This is a genomic window from Pseudomonas sp. A125 (genome assembly GCF_055409485.1).
Genome location: NZ_JBUZVP010000046.1, coordinates 1 through 13929, shown reverse-complemented (window position 1 = coordinate 13929; position 13929 = coordinate 1). Strand labels below are relative to the sequence as shown.

General features: G+C 61.2%; 13 protein-coding genes and 2 pseudogenes. 11 read left to right on the top strand and 4 right to left on the bottom strand.

What is annotated here, in order from left to right:
- Window positions 1–63: 63 nt before the first annotated feature.
- The 8 genes from ACZRN6_RS34355 (at window position 64) to ACZRN6_RS34320 (ending at window position 7601) form a co-directional block, all read left to right on the top strand.
- Complete coding sequence (locus tag ACZRN6_RS34355) at window positions 64–2985, top strand: monovalent cation/H+ antiporter subunit A (protein WP_322146084.1); 2922 nt, start codon at window positions 64–66, stop codon at window positions 2983–2985.
- Complete coding sequence (locus ACZRN6_RS34350) at window positions 2985–3329, top strand: Na+/H+ antiporter subunit C (RefSeq protein WP_322146085.1); 345 nt, start codon at window positions 2985–2987, stop codon at window positions 3327–3329. The genes ACZRN6_RS34355 and ACZRN6_RS34350 overlap by 1 nt, the downstream gene beginning before the upstream one ends.
- Complete coding sequence (locus ACZRN6_RS34345) at window positions 3326–5008, top strand: monovalent cation/H+ antiporter subunit D (protein ID WP_322146086.1); 1683 nt, start codon at window positions 3326–3328, stop codon at window positions 5006–5008. Before ACZRN6_RS34350 ends, ACZRN6_RS34345 begins: the two co-directional genes overlap by 4 nt.
- Window positions 5005–5493: a Na+/H+ antiporter subunit E gene (locus ACZRN6_RS34340; RefSeq protein WP_464009879.1), complete on the top strand. Its 489-nt coding sequence runs from the start codon at window positions 5005–5007 to the stop codon at window positions 5491–5493. The genes ACZRN6_RS34345 and ACZRN6_RS34340 overlap by 4 nt, the downstream gene beginning before the upstream one ends.
- Complete coding sequence (locus ACZRN6_RS34335) at window positions 5490–5768, top strand: K+/H+ antiporter subunit F (protein WP_005789171.1); 279 nt, start codon at window positions 5490–5492, stop codon at window positions 5766–5768. The genes ACZRN6_RS34340 and ACZRN6_RS34335 overlap by 4 nt, the downstream gene beginning before the upstream one ends.
- Entirely contained in the window at window positions 5765–6145 is a 381-nt protein-coding gene (locus ACZRN6_RS34330) for a Na+/H+ antiporter subunit G (protein WP_322146088.1), read from the top strand. The genes ACZRN6_RS34335 and ACZRN6_RS34330 overlap by 4 nt, the downstream gene beginning before the upstream one ends.
- Before the next feature lie 75 nt (window positions 6146–6220).
- Window positions 6221–7159, top strand: a complete 939-nt coding sequence (locus ACZRN6_RS34325) for an SEL1-like repeat protein (protein WP_464009878.1) — start codon at window positions 6221–6223, stop codon at window positions 7157–7159.
- Between the two features lie 169 nt (window positions 7160–7328).
- The gene (locus tag ACZRN6_RS34320) at window positions 7329–7601 is read left to right on the top strand and encodes a TetR family transcriptional regulator C-terminal domain-containing protein (RefSeq protein ID WP_464009877.1); all 273 of its coding nucleotides are present in this window, start codon (window positions 7329–7331) and stop codon (window positions 7599–7601) included.
- An 8-nt stretch (window positions 7602–7609) separates the two neighbouring features.
- Here ACZRN6_RS34320 and lepB read toward each other — a convergent pair whose 3' ends face one another.
- Entirely contained in the window at window positions 7610–8278 is a 669-nt protein-coding gene (gene lepB, locus ACZRN6_RS34315; protein ID WP_322146091.1) for a signal peptidase I, read from the bottom strand.
- Window positions 8279–8425: 147 nt separating this feature from the next.
- Between lepB and ACZRN6_RS34310 the strand changes: the two are divergent.
- Window positions 8426–8623, top strand: a pseudogene (locus tag ACZRN6_RS34310) (dihydrofolate reductase family protein); the annotation flags it as partial.
- A 422-nt stretch (window positions 8624–9045) separates the two neighbouring features.
- On the opposite strand, the gene cysS reads toward ACZRN6_RS34310, so the two are convergent.
- Window positions 9046–10434, bottom strand: coding sequence for a cysteine--tRNA ligase (gene cysS, locus ACZRN6_RS34305; RefSeq protein WP_464009876.1), 1389 nt, complete (start codon window positions 10432–10434; stop codon window positions 9046–9048).
- A 42-nt stretch (window positions 10435–10476) separates the two neighbouring features.
- Window positions 10477–12177, bottom strand: coding sequence for a glutamine--tRNA ligase/YqeY domain fusion protein (locus tag ACZRN6_RS34300; RefSeq protein ID WP_322146093.1), 1701 nt, complete (start codon window positions 12175–12177; stop codon window positions 10477–10479).
- Between the two features lie 238 nt (window positions 12178–12415).
- On the opposite strand from ACZRN6_RS34300, the gene ACZRN6_RS34295 reads away from it, so the two are divergent.
- On the top strand, window positions 12416–12919 hold the full coding sequence (locus tag ACZRN6_RS34295) for a peptidylprolyl isomerase (protein ID WP_010166979.1): 504 nt from the start codon (window positions 12416–12418) through the stop codon (window positions 12917–12919).
- Window positions 12916–13665: a UDP-2,3-diacylglucosamine diphosphatase gene (gene lpxH / locus ACZRN6_RS34290; protein ID WP_464009875.1), complete on the top strand. Its 750-nt coding sequence runs from the start codon at window positions 12916–12918 to the stop codon at window positions 13663–13665. Before ACZRN6_RS34295 ends, lpxH begins: the two co-directional genes overlap by 4 nt.
- A 17-nt stretch (window positions 13666–13682) precedes the next feature.
- On the opposite strand, the pseudogene ACZRN6_RS34285 reads toward lpxH, so the two are convergent.
- Window positions 13683–13929: pseudogene (locus ACZRN6_RS34285) on the bottom strand (hypothetical protein); the annotation flags it as partial.

Sequence of the window (13929 nt, the reverse complement as noted above, 5' to 3'; positions counted from 1 at the left end):
CCGTTTGGTGATCAAGATTCCGGCACGTATGATGCATCCCAAACTCCCGCAGATTAGAAGCCTATGTCCCTGATAGTTCTACTGCTTCTGCCTTTTATCGGCAGCTGTCTGGCGGCCTTGCTGCCGCACAACGCACGTAACACAGAGTCCCTGCTGGCCGGCCTTGTGGCCCTGGTGGGGACCGTTCAAGTCGCCCTGCTCTACCCCCAGATCGCCCACGGTGGCGTGATTCGCGAAGAATTCATGTGGCTACCCAGCCTCGGGCTGAACTTCGTACTGCGCCTGGACGGCTTTGCCTGGTTGTTCTCGATGCTGGTGCTGGGCATCGGGACCCTGGTGTCGCTGTACGCCCGTTATTACATGTCGCCGGATGACCCGGTGCCGCGTTTCTTCGCGTTTTTCCTGGCTTTCATGGGCGCCATGCTCGGCCTGGTGATCTCCGGCAACCTGATCCAGATCGTGTTTTTCTGGGAGCTGACCAGCCTGTTTTCCTTCCTGCTGATCGGCTATTGGCACCACCGCGCCGATGCCCGGCGTGGCGCGTATATGGCGCTGATGGTCACCGGCGCAGGCGGTCTGTGCCTGCTCGCGGGGGTGATGCTGCTCGGGCATATCGTCGGCAGCTACGACCTGGACCAGGTCCTGGCTGCCGGTGATCAGATCCGTGCCCATTCGCTGTACCCGATCATGCTCGCCCTGGTGCTGATTGGCGCCCTGAGCAAAAGCGCGCAATTCCCCTTCCATTTCTGGCTGCCCCACGCCATGGCGGCACCGACGCCGGTGTCGGCCTACCTGCACTCGGCGACGATGGTGAAGGCCGGCGTGTTCCTGCTGGCCCGGCTGTGGCCCTCGCTGTCCGGCAGCGAAGAATGGTTCTGGATTGTCGGCGGTGCCGGCGCCATTACCCTGCTGCTCGGCGCTTATTGCGCGATGTTCCAGAACGATCTCAAGGGCCTGCTGGCCTACTCCACCATCAGCCACCTCGGGCTGATCACCTTGCTGCTGGGCCTCAACAGCCCGCTGGCGGCGGTCGCCGCTGTGTTCCATATCCTTAACCACGCCACCTTCAAGGCGTCGCTGTTCATGGCGGCCGGGATCATCGACCACGAAAGCGGCACGCGGGATATTCGCAAGCTCAGCGGCCTGTTCAAGCTGATTCCGTTTACCGCGACGCTGGCGATGGTCGCCAGTGCGTCCATGGCCGGCGTGCCGCTGCTCAATGGCTTCCTGTCCAAGGAAATGTTCTTCGCCGAAACGGTGTTCATCTCTGCCACCGCCTGGGTGGAAATCGCCCTGCCGGTCATCGCGACCATCGCCGGTACCTTCAGCGTGGCCTATGCCCTGCGGTTTACCGTGGATGTGTTCTTCGGCCCCAAGGCCACCAACCTGCCGCACACCCCGCATGAGCCGCCACGCTGGATGCGTGCGCCGGTGGAATTGCTGGTGTTCACCTGCCTGCTGGTGGGGATTTTCCCGGCCCAGGTGGTCGGCTCGATCCTCGCCGCCGCGGCCCTGCCGGTGGTCGGCGGCGAGCTGCCGGAATACAGCCTCGCCATCTGGCATGGCTGGAACGCGCCGATGATCATGAGCCTGGTGGCCATGTCCGGCGGCGTGGTGCTGTACCTGCTGCTGCGTAAACAGCTCAAGCTGGGGCGCTTCAAATACCCGCCGATCATCAGCTACTTCAACGGCAAGCGCGGCTTCGAGCGCTGTCTGGTGGTGATGATGCGCGGGGTGCGCAAGATCGAAAAACGCATCAGCACCAAGCGCCTGCAAAGCCAACTGTTCCTGCTGGTGCTGGCGGCGGTGATCGCCGGGTTGATCCCGATGCTTTACAGCGGCATCAGTTGGGGCGACCGGCCGAAGATCCCGGGCTCCATCGTGTTCGTCACCCTGTGGCTGCTGGCGATTGCCTGCGCGCTGGGCGCTGCCTGGCAGGCCAAGTACCACCGGCTGGCAGCCCTGACCATGGTCAGCGTGTGCGGCTTGATGACCTGCGTGACGTTCGTCTGGTTCTCGGCGCCGGACCTGGCGCTGACGCAGTTGGTGGTGGAAGTGGTTACCACGGTGCTGATCCTGCTGGGCCTGCGCTGGCTGCCACGGCGGATCGAAGAAGTCTCGCCGCTGCCCAGTTCGCTGCGCAAGGCACGCATCCGTCGCCTGCGGGACTTTCTGTTGTCCACCGTCGTGGGTGGCGGCATGGCGCTGCTGTCCTACGCGATGCTGACCCGCCAGACGCCCAACGACATCTCTTCGTTCTACCTCAGCCGCGCCCTGCCCGAAGGCGGCGGCAGCAATGTGGTGAACGTGATGCTGGTGGATTTCCGGGGCTTCGACACCCTGGGTGAAATCACCGTGCTCGGCGCCGTGGCGCTGACCGTGTACGCCCTGCTGCGCCGCTTCCGCCCTTCAAAAGAAAGCATGGAGCTGCCCGCGCAACAGCGTCAGCTTGCACCCGACGTGGCCACCGACCTGGTCAACCCGCGCCAGGCCAGCGACACCGCCCTGGGGTTCATGATGGTCCCGGCGGTGCTGGTGCGCCTGCTGCTGCCGATTGCCCTGGTGGTCTCCTTCTACCTGTTCATGCGCGGCCACAACCAACCGGGCGGCGGGTTTGTCGCCGGGCTGGTGATGTCGGTGGCGTTCATCCTGCAGTACATGGTCGCCGGTACCCAGTGGGTCGAGGCGCAGATGAGCCTGCGGCCAATGCGCTGGATGGGCTTTGGGTTGCTGTCGGCAACCCTGACCGGGCTTGGCGCGCTGCTGGCCGGCTACCCGTTCCTCACCACCCATACCTGGCACTTCAGCCTGCCGGTGCTGGGCGACATTCACGTCGCCAGCGCACTGTTCTTCGACGTCGGCGTGTACGCCATGGTGGTCGGCTCGACCTTGCTGATGCTCACCGCCCTGGGTCACCAATCGGTACGTGCCCATAAACCCGGCAACCAGGCGAAAGCCGTTGCCAGCCCAGGAGGAGCCGCCTGATGGAAGAAGTCATCGCAATTGCCATTGGGGTGCTGGCAGCCTCCGGTGTGTGGCTGATCCTGCGGCCACGGACCTTCCAGGTAGTGATGGGCCTGTGCCTGCTGTCCTATGGGGTCAACCTGTTCATCTTCAGCATGGGCAGCCTGTTTATCGGCAAGGAGCCGATCATCAAGAGCGGCGTACCGCAAGACTTGCTCAACTACACCGACCCGCTGCCCCAGGCTTTGGTGCTGACGGCGATCGTGATCAGTTTTGCCATGACGGCGCTGTTTTTGGTGGTGCTGCTGGCATCCCGGGGCCTGACCGGCACTGACCATGTGGACGGCCGGGAGCCCAAGGAATGACCTGGATGAATCAACTGATCATCGCGCCGATCCTGCTGCCGTTGCTGACCGCCGCGCTGATGCTGATGCTGGGCGAGAAACACCGCCCGCTCAAGGCACGGATCAACCTGTTCTCCAGCATGGTGGGCCTGGGCGTTGCGGTGCTGTTGCTGTACTGGACCCAGCAAGGCGGCCCAGGCTCCATCGGCGTGTACCTGCCGGGCAACTGGCAAGTGCCGTTCGGCATCGTGCTGGTGGTGGACCAACTGTCCGCCATGATGCTGGTGCTCACCGGGGTCATCGGCGTCAGCGCCCTGCTGTTCGCCATGGCGCGCTGGGACCGGGCCGGCACCAGCTTCCATGCGCTGTTCCAGATCCAGCTGATGGGCCTGTATGGCGCCTTCCTGACCGCCGACCTGTTCAACCTGTTCGTGTTTTTCGAGGTGCTGCTGGCGGCCTCCTATGGCCTGATGCTGCATGGTTCGGGCCGTGCGCGGGTGTCGTCGGGGCTGCATTACATCGCGATCAACCTGCTGGCCTCAACCCTGTTCCTGATTGGCGCAGCACTGATCTATGGCGTCACCGGCACCCTGAACTTTGCCGACCTGGCGCTGAAAATCCCCCTGGTGCCGGAAGCCGATCGCGGCCTGCTGCACGCCGGAGCGGGCATCCTCGCCGTCGCGTTCCTGGCCAAGGCCGGCATGTGGCCGCTGAACTTCTGGCTGGCGCCCGCCTACTCCTCGGCCAGTGCGCCGGTAGCGGCAATGTTTGCGATCATGACCAAGGTCGGCGTGTACACCGTGCTGCGCCTGTGGAACCTGCTGTTCTCCGGCCAGGCGGGTGCCTCGGCACTGTTTGGTGGTGACTGGCTGATCTACGGCGGCATGGCAACCATCGTCTGCGCGGCGCTGGCGATGATCGCCGCGCAACGCCTGGAGCGCATGGCCAGCCTGAGCATCCTGGTGTCCGCCGGCATTCTGTTGTCAGCGGTAGGCTTTGCCCAGCCAAGCCTGACCGCTGGAGCGTTGTTTTATCTGGTCAGCTCCACCCTGGCGTTGAGCGCGCTGTTCCTGCTGGCCGAGTTGATCGAGCGCTCACGTTCGGCCAACGACATGCCCCTGGACGATGAAATAGAAGCCCTGCCCAAGGCCATGGAATCCCTGCATCCAATGCCCGGCACCAACCTCGATGATGAACAGAAAGCCGTCGTCGGCCAGGTCATTCCCTGGACCGTGGCTTTTCTTGGCCTGAGCTTTATTGCCTGCGCGCTGCTGATCATCGGCATGCCGCCGCTGTCGGGGTTTATCGGCAAGCTCAGTCTGCTCAGCGCCCTGATCAACCCGATGGGCCTGGGCAATGCCGTCGATGAGCCTATACGCCCGGCAGCGTGGGGCTTGGTAGCGTTGTTGATCTTCTCTGGCCTGGCCTCGTTGATCGCCTTCGCCCGCCTCGGCATCCAGCGTTTCTGGACCCCGGAAGAACGCCCGTCGCCGCTGCTGCGCCGCTTTGAATGCGTGCCGATCTTCTTCCTGCTGGGCCTGAGCATCGCCCTGACCTTCAAGGCCGAGCCGCTGATGCGCTACACCCAGGCCGCCGCCGAAAGCCTGAACAACCCGGAGCACTACGTGATGGCGGTCATGGCGACGCGCCCAGTGCCAAGCCCTGAAGCCAAGGCCGCCGCGTTGGAGGTGCAGCCATGAAGCGCCTGTTCCCTGCCCCGTGGCTGTCGTTGGCGCTGTGGCTGCTGTGGCTGGTGCTGAACCTGTCCGTAAGCCCCGGCAACCTGCTGCTGGGGGCGATCCTCGGCTTCGCGGCGCCGCTGATGATGGCGCCACTGCGCCCGCTGCCGATCCGCATCCGTCGCCCGGGTGTGATCATCCGTCTGTTCTTCCTGGTGGGCCGCGACGTGATCATCTCCAACCTCGCCGTGGCCTGGGGCATCCTGGTCTGCGGTTCACGCCCACCGCGCTCACGCTTTATCAAAATCCCCCTGGACCTGCGCGACGCCAACGGCCTCGCCGTGCTGGCGATGATCACCAGCGTGACGCCCGGCACCATATGGTCGGAACTGGCCCTGGACCGCAGCATTTTGCTGATCCACGTGTTCGACCTGGATGACGAAGCGCAGTTTATCGAGCACTTCAAACACGCCTACGAACGGCCCCTGATGGAGATCTTCGAATGAGCGCCCTGCTCTCCAATGCGATCCTGTTCAGCCTGTTCCTGTTTTCCCTGGCCATGGTGCTGACGCTGATCCGCCTGTTCAAGGGCCCGTCGGCCCAGGACCGGGTCCTGGCGCTGGACTACCTGTATATCCTGGCGATGCTGATGATGCTGGTGTTGGGCATCCGGTATGCCAGTGACACGTATTTTGAAGCGGCGCTGTTGATTGCGTTGTTCGGTTTTGTGGGGTCGTTTGCCCTGGCGAAATTCCTGCTGCGTGGGGAGGTGATCGAATGATCAATATCGATGTGTTGCCGCTGTGGGTTGAAGTGATCGTCGCGGTTTTATTGGTGACGAGCGCCGCGTTTGCGCTGATCGGCGCGCTGGGGTTGCTGCGGATGAAGGAGTTCTTCCAGCGTATGCACCCGCCCGCGCTGGCCTCGACCCTGGGCGCGTGGTGTGTGGCATTGGCATCGATCATCTACTTTTCGGTGCTCAAGTCCGGGCCGGTGTTGCACGGCTGGCTGATCCCGATCTTGCTGTCGATCACGGTGCCGGTCACCACGTTGCTGCTGGCGCGTACGGCGTTGTTCCGCAAGCGTATGGCCGGCGACAATGTGCCGGCCGAAGTGAGCAGCCGCCGGGCTGAAAAACCGGCTGACCCGGCACAATAATTATCTGCCACCCCTGTATGGCGCGGGCACCTTACCTTGACTGGGTAACGTTCCTTCTTCATACAGGTAATGCCCATGTACACCCATTCCGATGCACTGACCACGCTGTTTGACCTGCTCCATTCCTTGAGCTCGCTGATTTCCCACCTTAACGCCCAGCAACAGGCCGCCAGAAAAAAGGGCCTGGAGCTGTATCACCTTGGCGAGTTCGAGGAATGCGAGACGCCGCTGACCATCTCCGCCTCCGCTGGCGATGTCCAATCCCAATATGCGCTGGGTGAAGCGATTCGGCGCCGCGAAGGCAGCATTGGTCGCGACGCCCGGGCCTGGTACCGGCTGGCCGCTGCCCAGGGCCATGTCTACGCCCTGATGCGCCTGGGCGACGAAGCCTCCCTGGCTGAAGCCCGCAGCCTCGCCCAGGCGGCTGCCGATGCGGGCGACGGCGACGCCAAACTGCAACTGTACGAGCTGACCCAGGACCAGTCCTGGCTGGTAAAGGCAGGCCAGGCCGGTTGCGCAGAGGCTTATTACATTGCAGCGCTGTTGCTCGACAAAAAAACCGTTGGCGACAACACCAGCACCCGCGACTCGATGTTGAGGTATGCGGCCACCGCGCAGGGTTATCCGCCAGCGATGGCGTGGCTGGCCAACAGGAGGGATTACTACAACAACATTCCCTACCAACAGACCTACCTGGAAAGGCGCCTGGCGCTCAATGAACTCAACGCCGTGCTGACCTACGCGACCGCGCTCGCCGGGTTCGACGTCGATGACAATGGCGTCAGCCGCTATGGCTACGCGACAAACCCGGCCCACGCCTACGGTTTGTTCTGGCTGGTGACAGACAGCACCCGGCAACACCCGAAGCACCGTGATGCCGCCGTCTATCTGCAGCAACTGACCGACAAGCTGGACGCTGAAAAAATAGAAGCAGGCAAGGCGTTTGGGCGCCAGTGGAAGGCCGGCCACCCGGCGTTGTCGGAATTCCGCCTGACCTACAGCGACCTGAAATAGCCCCCCGACAGGCGCCTTGGTGGTGAAATCCGGTCGACAATAGAACCCATAAAATAGAACCTCAATCGCTGATCCCGGCACCTGTATCGGGAACACTAGGCGCTGCATGACACCTTGCAATCCTTCGCCACCCGCGCCCTGCGCGAAGGCACGGCGGGGTGCATGGGGGGTGAATGCGATCTGCGAATTTGGGCAGCAGGACGTGCAAGTCAATCAACTCACCGCCCACAGCGCCGGCCGCTTGCACAACGCGTTCGAACAAACCCTGGAACAAGCACGGCAACAGGGCGAATTGGCCGCCGCCACCGACCTGTCGGGCGCTTGTGATTTTCTGATGGCCACCCTCAGCGGCATGAAAATCGCCAGCAAGGGCGGCGCGGCGGTTGAGCAACTGGAGCGCATTGCAGGGTTTGCGCTGCGGGCGCTGAACGCGAAAGCCTGATCAGCCCACTACAGTATCGGCGCGCCAAATCGACCCAATCGCGGCATCCAATGATCCAGGATCTGCGCTGACGCCACGATGTGGTGAGCGTGCCCGATCAACAGCCGACGGGGCACGAACCCGATGTACCGGGAGTCATCGCTGTTGTCGCGGTTATCGCCCAGCATGAAATAACTGTCGGCAGGCACGACCACCGGGCCGAAATTACGCAACGCACGGACCGTCGGCATGAACTGAATCGTGCGCTGACTGTTGTTCGCAAGCTCGGTCACTTTGATTCCCGGGACTGTCTGGCCAGGCGCGAGGGGCTCGCTGATGTCCTGCCCATGACTGTAGGTGGCCGGTGTGCCGTTTACCCACAGCACCTCATCGCGCATTTCCAGGGTGTCGCCGGGAATGCCGACGATACGCTTGATCAGACGAATGCCGTCCTTGGGTGACGAGAATGTCACTACATCGCCGCGCCGGGGGTTATTCAGTTTGGCCAGGGATATGTCCGTAAGGGGCAGTTTGAGGTCGTACGCCACGCGGTTGACCAGCACCACATCGCCCTCAAGCAACGTGGGGCGCATGGAGCCGGACGGGATAGGGTTCCAGTCGGCCAAAGACGTACGGAACACGCCGAAGCACAGCCAAAAGATGATTGCGTAACGGTAGCGGATTAACCAACGGCGCATTACATCCTCGCATTACAAAAAAGGGCATCGGCACATGCCGGGCAGCCCGTGGTTATTTTTGGCAATGGTCGCTTATTACACCGCAAGATTAAATTAACATTAGCGTTGCCGGACAATGGCAGTCGGTGTTTTCAAACGCACAGAAAAGGAGGCCAGACGATTCAGGCTTTTCTTGAGGCGGGCTTGATCAACGAGCTGATCATCACGCGTATTCCGGTTGTGCTGGGCCAGGGGATTCCCTTGTTCAGCCAGTCGGGCAGTGGGCATGAGCTTCGGCATATCGGCACGTATGCGTCGGATAACGGGTTTGTTCAAAGCCGGTATGAGGTGAGTGGCAAGCGCTGATGCTCATTGAGCGATTGGGTTGAATCGAGTACATATCCGTTTTTTTGGCCAGGGCAGATATGGGTTCCGCTCTTACAGCGGCCTGCCGGCCGGCTTGAGTGTGGTGAAGCAACAACAAAATCAGAAGCGGGCACGATCAACTGTGGGAGCTGGCTTGCCTGCGATGGCATCAACTGGGTGTATCTGATGTACCGAGGTGTCTGTATCGCAGGCAAGCCAGCTCCCACATTAAGCAGCTCTGCGCTTGATCTTGAACCGGCCTAATCTGTCCTTGAACATGTCAACTATGTACCCGCACAGGTGTCCGGCCCGTGGTCCGCTGCCAGCGCGGTCCCCATAGTAGCCAATACCCGAATAACGGATATATAGGCAAAAAAAACGCCCCGAACCAGTCGGGGCGTTTTTCATTCAGCGTTTACCGATCAGGCCTGATCAGCCAACCGCCATGTCGTCCCGCCCTTGCCGTCTTCCAACACCACACCCATCGCGGTCAGTTGGTCACGGATCCGGTCAGACTCCGCCCAGTCCTTGTTGGCCCGGGCAGTCAAACGTGCCTGGATCAGCGCATCCACTTCAGTCGCATCCACACGCCCTTCAGCGCCCGCTTGCAGGAAGTCATCGGCTTCCATCTGCAACACGCCCAGCACGCTTGCCAGCTCTTTCAAACGCGCCGCAAGCCCCGCCGCTGCGTCGAGATCGCTCTCGCGCAGACGGTTGATCTCACGCACCATTTCAAACAGCACCGCACAGGCTTCCGGTGTGCCGAAGTCGTCGTTCATCACTTCGGTAAACCGCGCAACGAACGCTTCGCCGCCGGCAGGCGCCACGGCTGGCAGGCCTTTCAGCGCATGGTAGAACCGCTCAAGCGCACCCTTGGCGTCCTTGAGGTTGTCTTCCGAATAGTTGATCGCGCTGCGGTAGTGGCTCGACACCAACAGGTAACGCACCACTTCCGGGTGGTACTTTTCCAGCACGTCGCGAATGGTGAAGAAGTTGTTCAAGGACTTGGACATCTTCTCGCCATTGATGCGAATCATGCCGCAGTGCATCCACGCGTTGGCGTAGGTCTTGCCGGTGGCCGCTTCGCTTTGGGCGATTTCGTTTTCGTGGTGCGGGAACTCAAGGTCGCTGCCGCCGCCATGAATGTCGAAGGTCTCGCCCAGGCAGCAGGTGGACATCACCGAGCATTCGATGTGCCAACCCGGACGCCCGGCGCCCCATGGCGACTCCCAGCTCGGCTCGCCAGGCTTGGTGCCTTTCCACAGCACGAAGTCCAGCGGGTCTTGCTTGGCTTCGTCGACTTCGATCCGCGCACCGATGCGCAGGTCTTCGATTTTCTTGCGCGACAGTTTGCCGTAGCCCATGAACTTGGCGACGCGGTAGTACACGTCGCCATTGCCCGGGGCGTAGGCGTAACCCTTGTCGATCAGGATCTGGATCATCGCGTGCATGCCGGGGATATGGTCCGTGGCACGCGGCTCCATGTCCGGCTTGAGGATGTTGAGGCGAGCCTCGTCTTCGTGCATGGCAGCAATCATGCGCTCGGTCAGCGCGTCGAACGACTCGCCGTTTTCGTTGGCGCGATTGATGATCTTGTCGTCGATGTCGGTGATGTTGCGCACGTAGGTCAGGTCATAACCGCTGAAGCGCAACCAGCGGGTCACCAGGTCGAAGGCAACCATGCTGCGGCCGTGGCCGATGTGGCAGTAGTCGTACACGGTCATGCCGCACACGTACATGCGCACCTTGTTGCCATCCAGCGGCTTGAAGACTTCTTTGGTTTTGCTCAACGTGTTGTAGATCGTTAGCACGATGCTTCCTTTTCTCTCTATGCAAAGCCGCTCACGGCTGCATCACTGGCCCCACGAATCACGCAAGGTCACGGTACGGTTGAATACCGGCTGACCTGGTTTCGAGTCCTTGATATCCGCGCAGAAGTAACCTTCGCGCTCGAACTGGAAACGGTCTTCCGGCTGTGCGTCGCCAAGCGATGGCTCGGCACGACAACCAGTGAGCACTTGCAGCGAATCAGGGTTGATGTTGTCGAGGAAACTGGCGCTGTCTTCGGCCTTCTCGGGGTTGGCCGAACGGAACAGGCGATCGTACAGGCGCACTTCGCACTCGATGCTGGCAGCCGCCGGCACCCAGTGCACCACACCTTTGACCTTGCGGCCTTCCGGGTTCTTGCCCAGGGTATCCGGGTCGTAGGAGCAACGCAGTTCAACGATGTTGCCATCGGCGTCCTTGATCGCTTCGTCGGCACGGATCACGTAGCTGCCGCGCAGGCGCACTTCGCCGTTCGGCTCCAGGCGCTTGTAGCCTTTTGGCGGCTCTTCCATGAAGTCATCACGGTCGATGTAGATTTCGCGAGCGAACGGCAGCTTGCGCACGCCCAGTTCTTCTTTCTGTGGATGACGCGGCAGTTCGAGGTTCTCGACCTTGTCTTCCGGGTAGTTGGTGATCACGACTTTCAACGGACGCAGCACGCACATGGCGCGCGGAGCGTTCGCGTCGAGGTCCTGGCGGATGCTGAATTCGAGCATGCCAAAATCCACCACGCCGTCGGAACGGTTGGTGCCGACCATGTCGCAGAAGTTGCGGATCGACGCCGGGGTGTAGCCGCGACGGCGGAAGCCCGACAGGGTCGACATGCGCGGGTCGTCCCAGCCAAACACGTGCTTTTCATCGACCAGTTGCTTGAGCTTGCGCTTGCTGGTGATGGTGTAGTTCAGGTTCAGGCGGCTGAACTCGTACTGGCGCGGGTGCGCGGGTACCGGCAGGCTGTCGAGGAACCATTCGTACAGCGGACGGTGGCTTTCGAACTCCAGGGTGCAGATGGAGTGGGTGATGCCTTCGATGGCGTCCGACTGACCGTGGGTGAAATCGTAGTTCGGGTAGATGCACCACTTGTCGCCCGTCTGGTGGTGATGGGCGTGGCGGATGCGGTACATGATCGGGTCGCGCAGGTTCATGTTCGGCGAGGCCATGTCGATCTTGGCCCGCAGCACGCGAGCGCCATCTGCGAATTCACCGGCTTTCATGCGGGCGAACCAGTCCAGGTTCTCTTCCACCGAACGGTCACGGAACGGGCTGTTCTTGCCCGGCTCGGTCAACGTGCCGCGGTATTCCTTGGCCTGTTCCGGGCTCAGGTCGTCAACGTAGGCCTTGCCGGCCTTGATCAATTCCACCGCCCAGTCGAACAATTGGTCGAAATACTTGGAGGCATAGCGCACTTCACCGGACCATTCAAAGCCCAGCCACTTGATGTCGCTTTCAATAGCGTCGATGTATTCCTGGTCTTCCTTGGCCGGGTTGGTGTCGTCGAAACGCAGGTGCGTGACGCCACCGAACTCCTGGGCCAGGCCGAAGTTCACACAGATCGACTTGGCGTGGCCGATGTGCAGGTAACCGTTGGGCTCAGGAGGGAAACGGGTGACGATCTGCGTGTGCTTGCCCGAATCCAGGTCCGCCTGGATGATCGGGCGCAGGAAATTGACCGGGACGGCAGGTCCGGCCTTGGAATTCGAGGTAGGGTCGACAGTGGGCTTGCTCATAGGATCCTTGAACAGACGAAGTACTTGGCCAGAAGTCAGGCCGATAAAACAAAGGGCTTATCATAGCTGATGCTGTCAAGGCGCTGACAGAGTTCAGGTGCATTTAACGCACCGCTGGTAAAAAACCACCTCGAAATTCCCGCAGGTCACGCTAAACTGCGCGCCTTGGCTGCCGTTTTGCCAAGCAGGTAAGGCGCAAAACGCCCAAACCCACGAATTCCTTGAAAGAGTAGTGAACATGACTCAAGTCAAACTGACCACCAACCACGGTGACATCGTCATCGAGCTGAACGCCGAGAAAGCGCCGATCACCGTCGCCAACTTCATCGAGTACGTTAAAGCCGGCCACTACGAAAACACTGTTTTCCACCGTGTCATCGGCAACTTCATGGTCCAGGGCGGCGGTTTCGAGCCTGGCATGAAAGAAAAGAAAGACAAGCGTCCAAGCATCCAGAACGAAGCGGACAACGGCCTTTCCAACGACAAGTACACCGTCGCCATGGCCCGTACCATGGAGCCGCATTCGGCCTCCGCGCAGTTCTTCATCAACGTGGCCGACAACGCCTTTTTGAACCACAGCGGCAAGAACGTGCAGGGTTGGGGCTACGCGGTATTCGGTAAAGTCACCGAAGGCCAGGACGTTGTCGACAAGATCAAGGGTGTGCAAACCACCGGCAAGGCAGGTCACCAGGACGTTCCGGTAGAAGACGTTATCGTCGAGAAAGCCGAGATCGTTGAGTGATATTGCTGATTTCAGACTTGCATCTGGAAGAGGAGCGCCCGGATATAACCCGGGCGTTTCTGGATTTACTGAACGGTCGCGCCCGTTACGCCCAGGCGTTGTACATTCTGGGGGACTTCTTTGAAGCCTGGATTGGCGACGATGGGATGACACCCTTCCAGCGTTCGATTGGCCAGGCTCTGCGCGAGCTGAGCGACAGCGGCACCCAGATTTTCATCATGCATGGCAATCGGGATTTCCTGATCGGCAAGGCGTTCTGCAAAGCCGCAGGCGCCACCTTGCTGAAGGACCCGAGTGTGGTGCAGTTTTACGGCGAGCCCGTGCTCTTGATGCACGGCGACAGCCTGTGTACCCGCGACGTTGGCTATATGAAGTTGCGACGCATCCTGCGTAACCCCATCACTTTGTTCATCCTGCGCCACCTGCCGTTGCGTACGCGGCACAAGCTGGCGCGCAAGCTGCGCAGTGAAAGCAGCGCCCAGGTGCGGATGAAGGCCAACGACATTGTCGATGTGACGCCTGAGGAAGTGCCGAGGGTGATGCAGCAATTCGGCGTGCGTACGTTGGTGCATGGCCACACGCACCGCCCGGCGATTCACAAGTTGCAGATTGGCGAACAGGCGGCCAAGCGCATTGTGCTGGGGGATTGGGACAAGCAAGGGTGGGCGTTGCAGGTGGATGAGCAAGGGTTTTCGCTGGCGGCCTTTGACTTCGTCAACCCGCAGTTGGCCCTGCCAGGCGCCTGAACGGAAACGATGCACACTCATTCGCTTCTCCCAATCTGCGCATAGCCTGGCCCCTCATTGAGGAAGATCTGCGACGGCAACGTGAAGCCCCGCAGCGTGAGCAACGCCAACGGGCCCGCGCCCAGTTCGGTGCGCAGGTTCCAGGTCAGGTTCAGCCCGTCGGGAGCCTTGAGCTCCATGCGGTAGCGGCTGTCGCCGTCGTCCAGCACGGTGATGCGGGCTTTTTCCAGCAAGCGGATCAGGCCCCAGGTGCCCTGGTAATCA